Consider the following 17,801-nt stretch of genomic DNA (forward strand, 5'->3'; position numbering starts at 1 on the left):
CTTGTATTCATCGGACACATCCTCCTTGAAATTCATTGTATAAATTTAACTTAGATGTGTCCATGAAACTATACTAGCATCATGAGTAGATAGTATAATCTGCTTATCATGATAATTGTTTTTGATGTTATTTAGCAGTTGGTTAAGTCGTGTGTGGCTAATATGACATTCTGGTTCTTCAATTAGGATTATAGATGAAGCTTCTGCCCTTTTGTTTGACAAAGCTAAATCAGTTTTTATAATAGATTGCTCTCCTTTACCGATAAAATCAAAGGGGATTTTGTCGAGTTGCGTTATTAAACTACCGTCCCAAGTTGAACTTGAACCTAAATCAACTGTCAATTCAATTTCTTTATTGCTTAATTTTGAAATATTAGTTATTTTTGAGTTAATGTCAGCAATCGATTGGTCTTTTGAAAAAGTTTCTTTTACCTTTCTATAGGCTTGTGCAACTTTAGTTTTTTCCTCAGTATCTAAAATGTTTTGAACAATTCTAGATATATAAATATCCGATCCATTTCGAAACTTGCTAAAACCTACATCAATAAATGATGATTTAATTGGAATGCTTCTAGAAGTCAATGCTTTTCTAGCGAAAGAGTACCATTCCACATCATAATATTCAATTGGAAGACTTTCTATATTTCCCGATTTAATTAATGATTCATATTCTTCATTATATTTTTCATCTAAGGCAATTTTTAACGCGATTCCACTTGTTTTTCCTAGGGTCTTTTTTTCGGAAAACTTATCACCTTCCAAAATAGGGAGAACTTCATCTAAATATAATTCAATTAAAATATAAGGCGGTTCAGATGCCTCTTCATTGTTAACATTCTCTATATATTCTTTCACAACATCATAGTTAAATAAATATTGAGTTAGGTTTCCTTTGACTAACTTCCCCCTAAATATACCGCTAAGAGCCAGATGTATTGCCTCTAAAATAGTAGATTTTCCAGCTTCATTATTTCCAACTAAAATATTTATTCCCTTTTTAAAATCTAAAGTGAAAGAACCCTTGATACATTTAAAATTCTCGATTTTTACACTTCTGATCATTGTCTCTCTCCTATATAATATTCTATAAATTCATTATCAGGTACTTTTTGGGAAAAGACAATCTAATGCACTTTAAATAAGAATCTATTCAAATTTCCCAATGAAAAAAGACGCTTCAATATGAAACGTCTCTTGTTTTAGATATCAAATATTTTAGTGATAACCTTAAGAAGTGGTTTGCATTTATTGCATTAAAATTGCATTATTTTAATTTTTTATATCATTTTATATGAGTTGATACTTCTTTAAAACCCTTTAAAATCAATGATATTGCTCTATACTTGGTACAGTGAAAGTAGAGTGGGAGTAAAGAGCTAACTTGATTTGAAGAGTGAACGCCTATTTAACAGTGTTTATCTTGATCTTAAATTGACAAATTGGTATAAAATAATATAGTTCTCTGCCAAAATCCCTGCCAAAAATAATTTGGTAGGGTTATTTTTTTAGATAAAATAAAGAACATTTCGTTTCGTTAAAAATTTTTAAAATAGTTAATATGGTAATATTGATCTGTGAAACATTGTACTTAAACGAAATGGCAGTTTAGTGCAACAAGGAAAAAGTGTTCTTATGTAGGAAATTGTTTAGGTTTTGTTCAACAAACGGACCATTTAAGGGAGTAAGGATTGTTTAACTAACGATTGAGACTGGAGAGAGCAGGTGGTTTAATTGTTTAAGGCAGCAGTATATTTGGTACACGGATTGTTATTCATATTAGTAAATCTTATTGGTATAGGTCCAATGTTTAGCATTGCTACACCAGACCCAGATCAAACTTATGGGGTTTGGGTTTCAATGATTGTGATTTTTAATATTCTTGTGGTGGTATCTGCTTTCGTACAGATAAAGATAAAAAAGGTTTGGGTGTTTTTAATATCCACAATAGGCTTGAGTGCTCTTTTTATTCTGACTTTACAATACATATACCCCTACTTTTATGGATTATTTTAGAATGAAAAAGGTAACAATTGTTTAATTAACGGGTGCGTTAGTGAAACAACTCTAATATTTTGGCTCTTTGTTATTTACTTTTTCCGTAAAAAATCAGGACTATAATTAACAGATGCCTTGTTATTAGAGGCTACAATTCACTTTGAAATGGAGGAAGATATTTTCCAGTAAAGTGTGTCAGTTAGTTTAGCAGAAATTGTTTCATTTTAGATAACGGTCACACATTCCACTCATGGAGGGGAATTGACTTTCTATTATAGTGCTCTATCTTATGATAATAGTTTAAAAGATGGCATAGATAATACTATTCAATGGCAATTTTACATGGTTTATTTTAAATAAATTACCTCGTTCTATTAATAAAGATTTCTACATAGATTTTATTAAGAGGTGGAGGAAAGATGAAATACACAATAATATCATTGTTTTTAACCTTTATAGTGACTTTTGTGACAGTTATGATACTATTAACAACGGAAATTTCATCTGCTAGTATAAAACAAGCAATTTCCAATATTTCCACAGATAATTTTTTATACTTAATTACTCTTGAAAATCGTTCTTTTGAAAAAGCTCTTCCTGAAACATTTAAAAAACCTTCACCTTTAGATATGGCTTTTGAATTAGGTACAGACATAAGTATAAAAGATATAAGAACATTATTGGGAAGGGAGATTCCCGGTTTAACATTATATGGTCCAGAAATAATTATTAATGATGACAGTGATGATGTTCCGCGTTATGTTCACGAATCTCCACCTCCGCTAGATTCTTTGTTGGAAGAAAAAGAAATAAATGAGGATTCTTTAAAAGAAAATAAACAAGGAGCGGAAAAAGAAGATGAAGATGAAGGTGAATTTACAAATATCGGTGAAGAGGATGTAACTGTACTTATTTATCACACACATAGTTGGGAATCGTATTTACCACACTTAAAAACATCAGAGGATGATCCTGATTCGGCATCTCATAATGAAGTAAATATTACTTTAGTAGGTGAACGATTTGGTGAAGAGTTAGAAAAACGAGGTTTTAATGTGATAATGGATTCAACTAACATGACAGAAGAATTACACAAACGTAATTGGGAAACTTATCAATCGTATGATTTATCCAGAGAATTCTTACAAAAACATATTGATGAAAATAAGATAGATTTTATATTTGATTTGCATAGAGATTCAGCTAGAAAAGAAACTACTACTATTAAAATAAACGAAGAAAAATTGGCTAGACCTTTTTTTGTAGTAGGCCAAGGTCACGATAAGTATGAAGAAAATCTTTTACACGCAAGTGAATTGCACGCTTTAATAGAACAAGAATATCCAGGTTTACCTAGGAAATTACTATCATACCCTAAAACTGAGGGAAGAAATGGAGTATATAATCAAGATTTATCAGAACAATTATATTTGATGGAAGTAGGAGGAGTTGATAATATGTTAGAAGAATCTTATAATACCGTTGAGATTGTGGCAGAGATGTTTGCTAGGTATTATTTAAAACTAGAAGAGGGCTAAAATAAACAAAATTGTCCGTGCTCCCTGTATAACTATAAAAATTATATAGTCTGATTAAAAATTGAAGCCTTCTGTAATATAGAAGGCTCTTAACGTATTAATTTTATGTTGTTTTGAATTAAAGTTCGATAATTTTAAAAAAGGTTGATTAGATGATATTAATACATAGGATTGATTGTAAAGGAGATTGAGTGTATGAAAAAATTCTATACGGCTTTATCGATCATTTGTTTCTCATATTCATTCTTAATGCTTATGTATCTTTCTACAGGTTGGAAAATTGCCTTTGTTGAGTATTTATTTGAAATGAGTTTGTTTACACCCATCTTTTTAAATGTTTTAGGTATTATAAGTGCTTGTGTTAGTACGAAAGGAACTACACGAAAAACTTTAGTTATTATAAATTCTTTAATGATTATTTACTTTGGTGTTCTTAGTTTTATTGCTTTATTCGGGTTTCAAGACCCTTAGTCAAATAAATGATGCGTTAATTCTATAAGGATTAACGCTATTTTATATTACGTTCGGAAGGGTTTTCTCTAAGTCGATTAGAACTAGATTTAGTAAGAATGATAGTGTTAAAAGCTCGGTAAAGGTGTAATAATTTACCGTAACAGTGAAATTTGGCTGACGAAAGTCTACCCGATGGGGCCGATGTAAATCATGATCCTTGAGTTGAATGAAAATGGCGAGTATGTGAATAAACCTACAAAGAAAAAGATTAGCTGACAAACTTCTATATGTACGGTTCTAAACTCATAATAAATATAAATGTATATATCATTAAATTTTGAGGTTAGATGTGGGTGAGTAAGACTAACTAATATGAAAGTTTCATGATACATTACAGTCGTATGAATGCTAACAGGTTAAAGAGAATGACAATAGTTATTGTATAACTTCCTTTTAGATCAGTGAAAGTGGTGGCACAGTACCAAGATTTCTTAATAAAGGTTCATTTTGTGTTAAATAGATACCTTTACATTCTCTAAATTGACAGTGCAATTAACAGCCAAATGGCATACGTCAATTCGTATGCCATTTAGCGTGTCATTTAACTAATATGCACTCAAAGCGGAACCCTTTATTACTTTAGATGCTGATTTTTTTAAATCCTCCTGCTAAACTGGTTCCGCCAAGTGATCCTTTTGTGTCTATCTTGGTTTTGATTCTACAACGTCTCCATTTTGATACACATCATAGAATCCGACCGTTCCAGTACCTCCGTCATCCATATAATCTTGACTTCGTGCTCTCAAAGAATAAAACACTCTTCCATCTGAGTCCTCATAAAGTACACCATTGCTGCTAAACACTAGATCATCATTATCAAGGGCAGCCTCTGCATAAGCAACCGCCGATTCTACTGTAAACAACTCTGCTTGATATTCTTCAAGTAATACAGTCCATGAATTAACACCGACAATCCCGTCTTGGGCTAACCCATTCTCAGCTTGCAACCCCCGAACCTGTTGGTCTGTGTGAGAATCAAAAATCCCATCAATTTCTGTTTCAAATCCAAAGTGATTTAACATCACTTGAATAAATTCAACTTCAAAACTTCCTTGGCTCCCCTGTTTGACGATCGGCTGTTGTTCAGGTGGCCAATTTAATATTGCTTCATATCTTGCTGGTATTTCTGATTCTGCTTGTTGAACCGATTCATTTTCTGGGGCTGCATCTACTGTTTGATTAAAATGAGGTGCAGCTACAAGTGCAACCACAACCGCGGGAACTATCGCTAACCATTTCTTCTTCAACATAATTCACTCCTTAAATAATTTGGTTGTTATTCAGATACTCCTTTTAGGGGATACATAAAACGCTTTCTTATAAACCTCTCTGTGTTTTCACATGGAGATCACCTCCTAACCTGATTCATTACTTTTCCATTATTGGAGTAACTTTGAATGATTAGTATTCGTTTTATAACGTTCGGGCAGCTTACCGTACGTTGCTATTTTCCATATAAATTCCATGGGACCGATCTTAAAATATTGAAACCAAATGGTGCTGTATATCATTTGGATTATTAAAATTATGAAGGCAATGTTCATTAATGTTGTTTGATGCACATGACCTTTTAAATCGAATAGACTACTAGCTGTTAAAATCAGAGCGGTTTGAACGAGATAGTTCGTTAACGCCATTCTTCCAACATACTTAAGGGGTGTTAATAACTTTTGAAGCCTATTGTGCCGAAGCAATAGTGTTAAAGTAGTCACATAGAATGCACTTACAAAGGGCGCAGAAATTGCACCAGCTAGATCAATTTGTCCATTTTCCTCCATTAAAAAATATTGAATAAAAAGTACTGTAGGCAAGAGACAAAGAGATGAAATTTGCACGATACGAAATGCTTTTTGATGTGCTGTAATATTTTCAAAAACGCCCCATTGCCCCATGCATAAACCCAGTAGAAACATAGGCAAGATCATAAAATAACTTCCGCCAAGAATTACGGCAAGGATTAATAGTATGACAGTGATCATAAAGTTAATCTTAGGTTTAAACCTGTAAAAAGGAATAAGGATGAATCCGAAAATCGCATAGGGAAGCAAAGCTTCTCCTAATTGGAAGAATTGATGGATCAATCCAAAAATGGATAATACGATCAATCTTTTTATAAACAAGGCTGTACTTTTATCACCGCGATTTACTGCTCGTGTCATGAAAATATAGAAACCAATTCCAAATAAAAAAGAAAAGATAATAAAAAATCGCTCGTGTACCGCATAATTTAAGATTTGGCTCCAAAAATAGTCTGATTGAAGGGAGGAAGGTAATATTATTGGCGTGATATTGGCGAATATTATGCCTAATAGAGCAAATCCTCGCAAGAAATCTAAAGTATCAATTCGTTGTTTCATCATAAACTCATCCTTTACTTATTGATAAAGCTAAATCATTGTACTCGATCAGAAGTCAGAGTAGATCCAAAGGAGCGGTAGCGGAATGATCTTTCCTATTGATAATGCTATGATGACGGAAAACACGGAAACCAACATCGATTTTCCATACAACAATTTACCGAATAATATTATGGAAATAGTAATTGTTTAGTTTACCATCACCTCCAGTCAGTGTTGGTAAAACGCATATTTCATCGCCCTAGGCTTAGGGCAATCAATATAGAAGTGGAGCAGGCGGATATAAATCCTTTTTTTACCGGCGGGTATTTATTGCTCTAATTCTTCTTGGGCGGCTTCTGGAACCTCCTCCCAAGAAACTTCATCATAAGATGTAACTTCATTTCCTTCTTTAACATACAATTTCAAGTACGCATCTTGTCTTAATTCTTTTTGTGCAGAAAATTCCACTTTTACTGCGCTACCATTTTCACGATACGCAGGAAGTTCATACCAATAGCTTGTCATAATTTCTCCCGAGTCAAGTCGGTCCTCATCCGTGTAAGAAGGGTCTCCAACCTGCACATAGACATTTTCTTTTCCTAAGCGATTAAAATCAACCGTGGCCAGTATCACTACTGCAGCCACCAATAGAATAGAAGTTATACCAATTAGTTTTTTCATTTAATTTCCCTCCTGGATCTTATACAAAATTGTTTTATGAAACCCTCGTATGGTAATAAAATAATAACTAATATAAATTAATACATACGCCGACATCCAAATTATGATTGGTACCAATAGGTCCATTTGAAAAAGGCTAGAAAATGCAATCAATGCAACTGTACCATGCAGTAATCCAAGTATGAGCGGTGCTATAAATATTAATCCTACTTGGTAACGAATGGTACGCTTTATCTCCTTTTTCGACACACCAATCTTATATAATATGGAATACTTATCCTTATCATCTTCAGCCTCTGTCATCATTTTGAAGAAAATAATACTGCCAGTGGCAACAAGAAAGACGAGACCTAAGAAACTGCCAACAAATAACATGATGCCTGTTCCCTCTAAAGAATCCTGATAATCTTGTACGGCACTGGAAAAGTCTACTGTTGATGACTTCGCTTCTAACTCCTGGGACAAGTCTAAGTGCTCTTTATAATTTTCTACGTTTACTGCTTGATAAGTCGATTCCTCTGCATTTAGATCAATGTAAGCTTCATCATGAACAACAATTACCGTACCAGGCACCGTAGAAAGATTGAAGATAGACTCTTCATAAATTTGCACAACTTCATGATCTACATTGTTAAAAGAAATTTCCTTTACATCTTCCGTCCATTGTTCATTATAAAACGGTTCTATCATGGCAACTTCGTCCTCAGTTATGTTTAAGGAATCAATATCCCATTCAAGCGCTTCCGCTAACTTCTCAAATGCAGAATGGTCAATAACTGTATACTCTCTCTCCATTTGTTCACTGTTAATACGAATACTCTTCGTATCTACACGAATTGATTCTTTTACAATAGAATCATCGATATCTTCTTCTTGCCCTTCCCACATAAAGGAGAATGGTGTAGTTTGTTCTACGTTTTTCTCCGTGTCATAATACAATCCAAACACTGCACCGCCTGCTGTAATCGTTGTTGCACTTAACGTAGCTATAATTGTTAATGTCTTTGCATTTCCACGAATTCGATATAACAGTTGAGAAGCTGTCATTAAATTGAGACCTTTCCATGCCCAAAACTTCCTTTTTTTCAACATATGAAGTACGTAAACCAGCACACTGTTAAATATGAGATACGTACCTAACACGGTTAAGGCAATAATGACGATTGGCATTGATATCCCTAAGATCTTCCACACTTCTGATGTTAAATCTTGTAATGCTAACCAATAAGCCGTCACCAATGTAGCTAGTCCAAGAATTACGGAAATAATCCTAGCTTTCGGCAATTCTTCTCCTTTTTTCGATGCATGAAATAAATCAATCAGTTTAAATCGATAAATGACTCTATAACCTTGCAACGATGTAAAGAGGAATATAATCAAGAATACGATAATTGTTTCGACAACAGCATTTGGTGAGAATGCTAGACCAATCTCGATATTCAATCCCATTAACTTTAAAAGAAGAGATAGTAGTAATTGAGATAGGAAGAAACCTAACACTACCCCAACGATTAATGAAACTATCCCTATTACCATATTTTCAAAGAACAATAGAAAAGCCGTTTTTTGTTTTCGTACACCCATTAAAGCGTATAAGGCTACTTCCTTCTTTCTTTTTCTCATAAAAAAGGAATTTGAATATAGAATAAAGATAGCAACAAAAATGATAAGCACAAATGCGGAAGCACTCATTATACCGCTGATTTGTTTTGATGTTTCTGCCAATCCACTTATATCACCACTATGTTTTAACGTTGCAAACGTAAAAAATATAATGATAGAAAAAATGGTTGACCCAATATAAAGTCCATAACTTTTCACATTTCGACGGATATTCTTCAGTGCTAAATTAAACAGTGTCATGCCCGTCACCACCTAGTTGTGCCAGTTCATCTAAAATCATTTGGTAAAATTCTTTTCGTGAGTGTGTAGCCCGAATCATCTCTCTAGATAAACGCCCATCACTGATAAATAGTATTCTTCTGCAAAAGCTTGCCGCAAATGCATCATGAGTCACCATCATTATAGTTGCATCCTGATCTTCATTTAATGAGCTCAAGGCTTTTAATAAATCCGTTGCTGACTTGGAATCAAGTGCTCCAGTAGGTTCATCTGCAAAAATCAATTTTGGATTAGAAACGAGAGCTCGGCAAGATGCAGTACGTTGTTTCTGGCCACCAGAAATTTGATAGGGATATTTATCGAGTATTGTTTCAATCCCAAATGCTTTTGCCATAGAATTTACTTTTACATCAATTTCTTTTGGAGGAAGCTTTGCAATTGCAAGTGGTAATACGATATTCTCCCGTACCGTTAATGAATCTAGCAAGTTGTAATCTTGAAATATAAATCCGAGATGGTCCCTGCGAAAATCTGCAAGCTGATCTCCTTTCATTTTTGCAATATTATCATTTTCTATATAAATATCACCTTTAGAAGGGGTATCAATTGTCGCTAATACATGAAGTAATGTTGACTTTCCAGCACCGGATGGTCCCATAATTCCTACAAATTCACCATGGTCTATTGTAAATGAAATGTCTTCCAATGCTTTAAACGTATTCGCACCTTTTCCAAATACTTTCTCAACATTTTTTACCTGCAATAAAGATTCCATTATTCCTTCACCTCTTTCGTATGTTGTCTTTACTGTATCCCTCCATCCTTAAACTACAATCACATTAACCTTACAAAATCCTTAAATACGTTTTTTCCCCGCAAATTCCTGTTAAGATAGAATAAATTAGATGATAATAACAAGTATGAAGAGGTGATAAACATGGAAAGACCACGCATACTCATTGTTGACGATGAACAAGACTTATGCCAACTAATGAAAATAAGCTTAACAAAGGAAGGGTTTTCTGAAATCGAAATGGCAGGTACTATAGAAGAGGGATGGAAAGTATTTGAAGCTTTCGAACCAAACCTAGTAATATTAGATGTTATGCTTCCTGATGGAGAAGGCTATGATTTGTGTAAAAGAATAAGAGAGTTTTCACGTATCCCAATTCTCTTCTTATCAGCTAAGTCCGATGAAGTGGATAAAATATTAGGACTGGCAATCGGTGGAGATGATTATATTACAAAGCCTTTTAGTCCAAAAGAAATGGCCTATCGCGTGAAGGCACAACTTAGGCGCGCTGGTGTGTATACGATAGAGGCAACTGCAAAGACAACAGCAGCTAAGGCGTCTAGCGTCGGACCTTTTGAAATCAATTCAGATGAAACCGAAGTGAAAAAGGACGATCATTTACTTGAGTTAACCGCTAAAGAAGTTGGATTATTGGCATCATTTATGCGAAATCCGAACCAAATCCTCAGCAAAGAAACCTTATTTCTAAATGTATGGGGAGAAGACTTTTATGGTGCTGATAATACATTAATGGTGCACATTCGCAGGCTTCGGGAAAAAATTGAAGACAATCCGTCTGATCCTTCCTATATTTTAACGGTGAAGGGACTAGGTTATCGATTCGTGCCAAATCAAAATAGTTGAGTTTTGGACTTGTAGTTGTTTTGTATAACAAAGGCGCAAGCTCACGCTTAAAAGAACGTTGACTAAGTTCCTTACGTCCTGGGCCTGTGGTTACTCGTCCCACCAAAAAATTCCGCTAAGGCTTTAGCACTGAAGTCTAAGAGCTGTAAATGTATAGAGCATATTTACTGCCAAATTTTTATTTGTAAAAATAGAATTTCCTTTTTTAGAATAGGTGATAGAAAATGAAATGGAAACTAACCGCTCGTTATTTAATATCCATTTTAAGCATCGTATTTATTGTAATAATTGTAAACACTATAATCTTAGTGGGACTGCTTTTTTATCAAGCTTCCCAAAATGCAGAGGGTTTCGAAAATAGCTCTGGTGAAGATTTCACTCGGTCATTCAGCCAATACCTAACAATAGAGGATAATAAACCTCATGTTACAGAAGAAGGAGAGACTGCCTTAGAAGGATTTGGTGCCTGGCTGCAAATCTTAGATGACAATGGAAATGTGATTTCGTCATATCAAACTCCAGATCATGTCGCGACAAATTACACCCCCATTGATCTTATACACAAATATAAGTATATGGATGATGAATTACATACGTACTTTATAGGCGAGTATGAAGGGTATAGTTACTTAATTGGTGTGCCAAATTCTAATGAAAAACGTGAAGTATTTATGCTTAATCCAGCCACAATCATAATGTATGCTTCTCGGTTTTTTGGAGTCATTATCATCGTAGATTTAATTATTGCGGCAGTCGTTGGCTTCTTGTTCAGTACTATTTTAACAAAACCCGTAAATCGCATTATTGAACGAATTAATGAACTAAAGGAACGACAATTTCACACAAAAAAACCAAAACGCCCAGGCATATACAAACGTGTATTTGCAAATCTAAATAATGTTTCGACGACATTGCAAGAACATGAAAAGGAACGTATTAAATTAGAAAAAATGCGAAACGATTGGATTAGTAATGTCTCGCATGACATCAAAACTCCACTCGCTTCCATTCGAGGTTACGCTGAACTCTTACGTAACGATAATGTCTCATCAAATGAACGCTTAGAGTATGCAGAGGTAATCGAACGACAATCCCTTTATATGAAGGAGTTAGTAGATGACTTCAATCTAACAATGCGACTTCGAAACCAAGAAATGCCACTTCAACGACAGGAGACAAATATGGAAGGCTTTGTTCGGGAAATGGTCATTGATTTGCTAAATGATCCCCAATTTGGATCGTCCCAAATTCATTTTGAAAGTAAGAAAACCGAACTAAGTTGGAAAATAGACCGGCATTTAATGAAACGCGCCCTGCTCAACTTTATATATAATGCATTAATTCATAATGATAAAAATGTAGAAGTATTTGTCAATGTTACAGAAGACGCTATTATCATACAAGACAATGGAAAGGGTATCCCCCCTGAAGACCAAGATCAAGTTTTTGACCGCTATTATCGTGGTACAAATACGGCACATATACGAGGAACCGGCCTTGGAATGGCAATTGCTCGGGATATTATAGTAGCTCATGGAGGAGAGGTTGAGCTTGCGAGCCGAGTTGGAAAAGGGACAAATATCCAGATATCGTTTAACGTCTTTCAGGAGCAACATTTGTCATGATGTAATTTCAAAATCTCTCGATAATGAATTAAACAAAAAACCTCTTATATAATTAAGAAGGCCTTCTTATTATATAAGAGGTTTTAACTGGTAAACAGTTTGGCAATCGTTGGTAAATTTCAGTGGCTGTAATCATAGGGAGATTTAGGTATTTAGATTATTAAACTAATACGAACGGGTGCGATAGCCCAGTGAGGATTATCTCTTTTTTTGTAGAAGAGTTATTGTATTAACGGGGCATAGAGCTTAAAAAGCTATATAAGAAAAAATGTAAACTGATATATTAAAAAAGGGGGAGATTAATTGATTTTAGAAGCTGCTATGCTACAAGTTAAACAAGGTATGGAAAAGGAATATGAGGAAACATTTCGAGAGGCATCAAAAATTATATCTTCAATGAAGGGCTACATAACTCATGAATTACAACGATGTATAGGATTTAAGGGTAAATATTTATTGTTGGTGAAGTGGGAAACATTAGAAGATCATACAGTAGGATTTAGACAATCGAAAGAATATCAAGAATGGAAAAAACAACTACATCATTTTTATGACCCATTTCCAACAGTAGAATACTTTGAAAATGTTCAGCTTTAATTAGTTATTCAAGTAACAGGTGTGTTAATTGAACAAGAAAACCGTCTGTCTAATACAGAGAGAGGAAGGTATCTTTTTAGAGTGATACGTGTTATACTATAAATAACTTAATTGTTCGTGCTAGCAATACAGGATTTATGTCATAACTACACAAGGTATATCATCGTCTTGAATTATTATCAGAACAACCAAAGTAATAATCGTGTGCATTATGCACAATGGAGGAATTTCATATGAACACAGGTTCAGTAAAATGGTTTAACGCAGATAAAGGTTTTGGATTTATCGAAGTTGAAGGTGGAGACGACGTATTCGTACACTTCTCAGCAATTCAAGGCGAAGGTTTCAAATCATTAGAAGAAGGTCAATCAGTTACTTTCGACATCGAAGAAGGTAACCGTGGACCACAAGCAACTAACGTTGTTAAATAATAATTTATAATGGATAAAAAGCTCTTCTGTTTAGTCACAGAAGGGCTTTTATTTTTTGTCGTATAAATAGAAAACGATCCGAATGTTCTTAAACTATCGGGGCGTTAGTTTAAGAAGGATTACCGAAATGATCAGTTATATGAACTTATGTAAGAGGGAGCGTCGGGGAAAAATTGTTTCCAATTTCCAATTCTACGTTTTCATATGGAGACCTGGAAGGGAATTAATAACAAATCTTTAGAAAGGCGAGGCGTAATAATGAGAAAATTTATTGTAGGTTTCCTAGCCGGTACCCTATTTTAGGAGTAAACCTAGGTTTTAAGACAGTGCAGCAGCAACAGGACCAGATAGGACAGTAAAAGAAGGAATACATACTTACGATGTATACGACATTAATCATTATTTTACACCAAGCGATGTTAAAGATATCGTTGACCGTTATGATTCAAGGGATAAAAGCGCAAACCAAATCATGAGATATATTATGAGTCTCCATCCACTTACTGGTTTTATGTTTTGGCTGAGAGCCTTTTAGGCTCATCAATGATAACAATTTATCAAGAAGCTGAAGCACAAGGTAAAGGAGGAAGAGTACAATATGAACATTGGGTTTCAAAAACATCCCATTCTGTTTACAAACAAAAAAATCAAAGTGTTACAATTGAGTAATAACAGAAGGGAAGTGGCTCCAATGAAAACTATAATAAAACAAATTATAATAGCATCAGTTTTAATAGCAATCGTAGTAACTTTAAAAAATACTGTAGGTTTCTCAACCTTAGTAGACAACTTTGCTATACTTTTCTTTGTTCTACTAGGGTGTTGGTTCACTTACAAAAATTATAAAAAAAGAGACAAAGACTAAGCCCCTAGAAATTAAAGTAAATTGCTGTGCGATAGGCTTTTTACATGCTGTAAGAAAATGTTAAATGAATGATTGGAACTTTTGAAAGAGAGGTGTTCAATTTGACTTTACAACAATTAAAATATGCGTTAGAAGTAGCAAGCAAGGGATCTATGAATGAAGTAGCAAGAAGTTTATTCATCTCCCAGCCAAGATTATCGAATGCGATTAAGGAATTGGAAAAGGAAATTAAAATTACTATATTCATTAGAACGAATCGAGGAGTTACTGTTACTAATGAAGGAGCCGAGTTTCTGGGTTATGCTAGACAGGTATTGCAGCAGTTTAACATGCTTGAAGAAAAATATTTAAGTGAAAAACCAGTTAAGCAGCACTTTTCCATTTCAACCCAGCATTATACTTTTGCAGCCAATGCTTTTGTGGAACTTGTAAAAGAATTTGGGACCTCTGAGTATGAGTTTACTCTTCGTGAAACGAAAACATATGAAATCATTGAAGATGTTAAAAATTTACGAAGTGAGTTAGGGATTATTTATTTAAGTAATTATAATGAATCTGTTTTATTAAAATTGTTAAAAGAAAGGGATTTGACCTTTTCAGAATTATTTACGGCAAAACCACACGTGTTTATTAGTAAAAGACATCCATTAGCTGACAAAGAATCGATTAATTTGGAAGAATTAGATGAATACGCTTGCCTTTCTTTCGAACAAGGAGAGTACAATTCTTTTTATTTTTCAGAAGAAATTTTAAGTACTAGAAGTGTGAAGAAAAGCATCAAAGTCAGTGACAGAGCAGCTATTGTAAATTTTATGATTGGTCTTGACGGTTACACAATTTCTTCGGGAGTTTTTCCTAAATATCTTCATGGGAATGATATTATTGCTGTTCCTCTTAATGTAGATGAACTTATACGTGTAGGAATAATACAGCACAGAGATGTCACGTTATCGCAACTTGGTGAAATATATGTGGATGCTTTAAAAAAGGTTGAACAGGAATTATAAATGAAGATTTGTCTTCCTATTCAGTTTGTTATAACTTTTAGTTATGTCAGGATATGACTTTTAAGCATTATGCTATATCCAGGAAACTCCCTTATAATTATGTATGATGATTTAAATTGGAGAGTGAATGTTGTATGGGAGTTCAAGTATTGTTTTCATTTGTTACCTACGCACTAATAAATGCTTTTACACCAGGTCCGGGTAATATTCTGGCATTAAATACAATGACGAATTATGGATGGAAAAAAGGAAAGCCTTTATACTTCGGGATCTTTGCCGGTTATTTTTTTGTACAAGCGCTATGTGCCTTCTTTATTTTTGGATTAGAAAACTTCATAAATCCAATTATGAATGTACTTACATATGCGGGATCTATTTATATTTTATGGCTTGCCTATCAGGTTGCAATCAGTAAGCCTGACAATAAAACATCTGACAAACAGCCCTCTTTTTGGATTGGCTTTGTTCTGCAAATTGTTAATGTGAAAATATTTTTATTTGGGATTACCGCATTAACAGGATATATTACACCTTATTACTCATCACTGGGAACGCTTTTATTTTTTGAAATGATCATTGCCACAGTAGGTATGATTGCTACCATGACTTGGATATTTTTTGGCGGGTTATTACAAAGTACATATTTCAAACATTATCGAATAATAAATATTATATTGGCGTTATTACTTTTGCAATGTGCGGTTGCACTTTTACTACAGTAAAAAATTAGAGTTTGAAATGTTCTTAAAGTAACAGGTGCTTTAATACAATAGGGAGATTGTCTATTTGACAGCATATCTTGTGCTGACTGGCAGAAGAGTTGAAGAAGGATATGGGAACTGGAATGAATAATTTACATGATTCTGGAAATGAGGTGGTTATAGTGAATTTAGGACTTAAACGAGATGAAGTAAGATTAGAACCACATACCATTGAATGGCAGAAAGAGTTTCTTAGGGTGAAACAAGGTATTCTAAATTCAACCCCTATTAAGGAAAATCGAATTGAACATATAGGAAGCACAGCCATTAAGAAGATGGTTGCCAAACCAATATTGGATTTAGTCGTGGGTGTAGATGTTATTGAAAATGTTGATAAAGCTATTTTACAGGGGTTAAAGGAGACGGGTTTTTTAAGACTTCGGGTACAGCGTCCTAATGAAATCATACTTGCAAAGTTTACTGATGAAACCTATGAAGAAAAGACGCACTTTATTCATTTAGTTGAATATAAAAAAGCCCTCTGGAAAAATTTAATCTTTTTTAGAGATTACTTAAATTCAAACGAAACAGTACGAGATCAATACAGTAATCTAAAAAGGGAATTTGTAAAAGAAAGTAATGGAGGAATTAATGAATATACCAATTATAAAGAACAATTTGTAAGAGAAATATATAAGAAAAGAATATAAGTCCTTGTTCCACTAACGAGTGCGATAGCCCAGGGAGGATTATCTCTTTTTTGTAGAAGAGTTATTGTATTAACGGGGCATAGAGCTTAAAAAGCTATATAAGAAAAAATGTAAAATGATATATTAGAATAGGGGGATTAATTGTTTTTAGAAGCTGCTATGCTACAGTTAAACAAGGTATGGAAAAGGAATATGAGGAAACATTTCGAGAGGCATCAAAAATTATATCTTCAATGAAGGGCTACATAACTCACGAATTACAACGATGTATAGGAGTTTGTTATTGAACTTTATTTCAAAGCTACAACGAAAACATTTCAAAGTTTAAAATTATTTATCAAATGTATCAATTTTCTTAAAATTCACACAAAACCATTGAAATTATAAATAAAATATGAGATTATGTAGTAGTTAAAAAATGGAAATGGACGTTAATTTGTTATGAAAAGGAAAAGGAGAATTTCAGATTTAAACAAAATTTTAATGTAAAACCCTACTCTAAGACTTTTTCAGTAGAAAGAAGGAGGTGGAATAATCATTGTACAAAAAAGTTTTATCTCTTACATTTCTAACTATGATGTTTCTTTTTGCATCGATGGCTGTTACTACTCCAGCATCAGCAGCACAAGATTTTGGGCCCTATCAATGGTCGACCGGAGATGGACGGTGGGATGGAAAATTGGAAGTCTCTAGCAATGGTCAAAATGTCGCTGCCAAAATTGATGTGTGGACAATAGAAACCCCGGTTTCTATACGTCTGTGCAGCCATAATGGAAACTGTACAGGATTCAAGTCCGTAAGTGCGGGTGCTACAACAGTAGTCTATTTTACAAACATGAGTTCAGGAACATATTATGGTGATATCATCAGCAATCACCCCACTTATGAAGCCGCTGGGGAAATAAAGTACACTGTTTATTAAGTTCCGAATCTACTGTTAGGGGTATCGCCACATGCCCATCAATCTAAGTTAAAATAATACCTTAAAAAAGAAAAAACGCTATGCTTATCGTAAGTACCGTAGTTTACGAGAAAGGATGGTGTTTTTATCTGTTTTAGGCGAGAAGACTTCACCCTCAACGTAGTAGGGTGGAGATGAATCGCCTTCGGACAAGGGGGAGCTCTAGCTATCTCAATTGTACGACTGGTGGATTTTAGAATGTTTAGGGTACTCTCGAATGAAAGTATGTTATAATGGGAACGAACGTTCCTATTTGTGGGAGGTAAAAGCCGTGTTAGTCAATAAAGCGTATAAGTTTCGCATCTATCCAAACAAAGAACAGGAAATACGAATCGCTAA

18 protein-coding genes are annotated in these 17,801 nt (G+C 34.1%); 12 read left to right on the forward strand and 6 right to left on the reverse strand.

From position 1 onward, the window contains the following. Positions 1 to 45: 45 nt before the first annotated feature. Positions 46 to 1,062, reverse strand: a complete 1,017-nt coding sequence (locus tag F1560_RS21875; protein WP_246811961.1) for an ATP-dependent nuclease — start codon at positions 1,060 to 1,062, stop codon at positions 46 to 48. Between the two features lie 1,352 nt (positions 1,063 to 2,414). Between F1560_RS21875 and F1560_RS21880 the strand changes: the two genes are divergently transcribed. Continuing rightward, entirely contained in the window at positions 2,415 to 3,533 is a 1,119-nt protein-coding gene (locus F1560_RS21880) for a stage II sporulation protein P (protein WP_149476708.1), read from the forward strand. A 195-nt stretch (positions 3,534 to 3,728) separates the two neighbouring features. Next, on the forward strand, positions 3,729 to 4,004 hold the full coding sequence (locus F1560_RS21885) for a hypothetical protein (protein ID WP_149476709.1): 276 nt from the start codon (positions 3,729 to 3,731) through the stop codon (positions 4,002 to 4,004). A 683-nt stretch (positions 4,005 to 4,687) separates the two neighbouring features. Here F1560_RS21885 and F1560_RS21890 read toward each other — a convergent pair. The 5 genes from F1560_RS21890 to F1560_RS21910 all read right to left on the reverse strand — a co-directional run bounded on the left by F1560_RS21890 (position 4,688) and on the right by F1560_RS21910 (position 9,683). Next, positions 4,688 to 5,293, reverse strand: coding sequence for a peptidoglycan-binding domain-containing protein (locus F1560_RS21890; protein ID WP_149476710.1), 606 nt, complete (start codon positions 5,291 to 5,293; stop codon positions 4,688 to 4,690). A 132-nt stretch (positions 5,294 to 5,425) separates the two neighbouring features. Further along, positions 5,426 to 6,403 carry a DUF418 domain-containing protein gene (locus F1560_RS21895; protein WP_187773799.1) on the reverse strand — a complete coding sequence of 326 codons (978 nt, stop codon included), beginning with the start codon at positions 6,401 to 6,403 and terminating at the stop codon, positions 5,426 to 5,428. A gap of 309 nt (positions 6,404 to 6,712) precedes the next feature. Beyond that, complete coding sequence (locus tag F1560_RS21900) at positions 6,713 to 7,066, reverse strand: YxeA family protein (protein WP_149476712.1); 354 nt, start codon at positions 7,064 to 7,066, stop codon at positions 6,713 to 6,715. Next, positions 7,067 to 8,929 (reverse strand): FtsX-like permease family protein, encoded by a 1,863-nt coding sequence (locus tag F1560_RS21905; RefSeq protein ID WP_149476713.1) that lies wholly within the window; start codon positions 8,927 to 8,929, stop codon positions 7,067 to 7,069. Beyond that, entirely contained in the window at positions 8,916 to 9,683 is a 768-nt protein-coding gene (locus tag F1560_RS21910; RefSeq protein WP_149476714.1) for an ABC transporter ATP-binding protein, read from the reverse strand. The genes F1560_RS21905 and F1560_RS21910 overlap by 14 nt, the downstream gene beginning before the upstream one ends. A 162-nt stretch (positions 9,684 to 9,845) precedes the next feature. On the opposite strand from F1560_RS21910, the gene F1560_RS21915 reads away from it, so the two are divergent. From F1560_RS21915 to F1560_RS22700, 10 genes are all read left to right on the forward strand, one after another. Beyond that, entirely contained in the window at positions 9,846 to 10,565 is a 720-nt protein-coding gene (locus F1560_RS21915) for a response regulator transcription factor (protein WP_149476715.1), read from the forward strand. A gap of 224 nt (positions 10,566 to 10,789) precedes the next feature. Continuing rightward, positions 10,790 to 12,190, forward strand: coding sequence for a sensor histidine kinase (locus tag F1560_RS21920; protein WP_149476716.1), 1,401 nt, complete (start codon positions 10,790 to 10,792; stop codon positions 12,188 to 12,190). A gap of 303 nt (positions 12,191 to 12,493) precedes the next feature. Further along, the gene (locus F1560_RS21925) at positions 12,494 to 12,787 is read left to right on the forward strand and encodes an antibiotic biosynthesis monooxygenase family protein (protein WP_149476717.1); all 294 of its coding nucleotides are present in this window, start codon (positions 12,494 to 12,496) and stop codon (positions 12,785 to 12,787) included. A gap of 233 nt (positions 12,788 to 13,020) precedes the next feature. Beyond that, a complete protein-coding gene (locus tag F1560_RS21930) occupies positions 13,021 to 13,218 on the forward strand; it encodes a cold-shock protein (protein WP_149476718.1) in 198 nt (65 codons plus the stop codon). A gap of 598 nt (positions 13,219 to 13,816) precedes the next feature. Then, positions 13,817 to 14,083 carry a hypothetical protein gene (locus tag F1560_RS21935; RefSeq protein WP_149476719.1) on the forward strand — a complete coding sequence of 89 codons (267 nt, stop codon included), beginning with the start codon at positions 13,817 to 13,819 and terminating at the stop codon, positions 14,081 to 14,083. Between the two features lie 101 nt (positions 14,084 to 14,184). Then, a complete protein-coding gene (locus F1560_RS21940; protein ID WP_149476720.1) occupies positions 14,185 to 15,090 on the forward strand; it encodes a LysR family transcriptional regulator in 906 nt (301 codons plus the stop codon). Positions 15,091 to 15,224: 134 nt separating this feature from the next. Next, the gene (locus tag F1560_RS21945; RefSeq protein WP_149476721.1) at positions 15,225 to 15,812 is read left to right on the forward strand and encodes a LysE family transporter; all 588 of its coding nucleotides are present in this window, start codon (positions 15,225 to 15,227) and stop codon (positions 15,810 to 15,812) included. A gap of 161 nt (positions 15,813 to 15,973) precedes the next feature. Continuing rightward, on the forward strand, positions 15,974 to 16,501 hold the full coding sequence (locus F1560_RS21950) for a GrpB family protein (protein WP_149476723.1): 528 nt from the start codon (positions 15,974 to 15,976) through the stop codon (positions 16,499 to 16,501). Positions 16,502 to 17,039: 538 nt separating this feature from the next. Next, complete coding sequence (locus tag F1560_RS21960) at positions 17,040 to 17,423, forward strand: hypothetical protein (RefSeq protein WP_149476722.1); 384 nt, start codon at positions 17,040 to 17,042, stop codon at positions 17,421 to 17,423. Between the two features lie 310 nt (positions 17,424 to 17,733). After that, a partial coding sequence (locus tag F1560_RS22700; protein ID WP_149476724.1) for a helix-turn-helix domain-containing protein occupies positions 17,734 to 17,801 on the forward strand: 68 nt, incomplete at its 3' end.

It is taken from the genome of Oceanobacillus polygoni (genome assembly GCF_008304605.1).
In the GTDB taxonomy this organism is placed as follows: Bacteria; Bacillota; Bacilli; order Bacillales; family Amphibacillaceae; genus Oceanobacillus; species Oceanobacillus polygoni.

What these genes read in the sequence shown, in the direction of transcription:
- F1560_RS21875 (WP_246811961.1), bottom strand. Translation starts at nt 1,062, where the DNA reads ATGATCAGAAGTGTAAAAATCGAGAATTTTAAATGTATCAAGGGTTCT.
- F1560_RS21880 (WP_149476708.1), top strand. Translation starts at nt 2,415, where the DNA reads ATGAAATACACAATAATATCATTGTTTTTAACCTTTATAGTGACTTTT.
- F1560_RS21885 (WP_149476709.1), top strand. Translation starts at nt 3,729, where the DNA reads ATGAAAAAATTCTATACGGCTTTATCGATCATTTGTTTCTCATATTCA.
- F1560_RS21895 (WP_187773799.1), bottom strand. Translation starts at nt 6,403, where the DNA reads ATGAAACAACGAATTGATACTTTAGATTTCTTGCGAGGATTTGCTCTA.
- F1560_RS21900 (WP_149476712.1), bottom strand. Translation starts at nt 7,066, where the DNA reads ATGAAAAAACTAATTGGTATAACTTCTATTCTATTGGTGGCTGCAGTA.
- F1560_RS21905 (WP_149476713.1), bottom strand. Translation starts at nt 8,929, where the DNA reads ATGACACTGTTTAATTTAGCACTGAAGAATATCCGTCGAAATGTGAAA.
- F1560_RS21910 (WP_149476714.1), bottom strand. Translation starts at nt 9,683, where the DNA reads ATGGAATCTTTATTGCAGGTAAAAAATGTTGAGAAAGTATTTGGAAAA.
- F1560_RS21915 (WP_149476715.1), top strand. Translation starts at nt 9,846, where the DNA reads ATGGAAAGACCACGCATACTCATTGTTGACGATGAACAAGACTTATGC.
- F1560_RS21920 (WP_149476716.1), top strand. Translation starts at nt 10,790, where the DNA reads ATGAAATGGAAACTAACCGCTCGTTATTTAATATCCATTTTAAGCATC.
- F1560_RS21930 (WP_149476718.1), top strand. Translation starts at nt 13,021, where the DNA reads ATGAACACAGGTTCAGTAAAATGGTTTAACGCAGATAAAGGTTTTGGA.
- F1560_RS21935 (WP_149476719.1), top strand. Translation starts at nt 13,817, where the DNA reads ATGAACATTGGGTTTCAAAAACATCCCATTCTGTTTACAAACAAAAAA.
- F1560_RS21945 (WP_149476721.1), top strand. Translation starts at nt 15,225, where the DNA reads ATGGGAGTTCAAGTATTGTTTTCATTTGTTACCTACGCACTAATAAAT.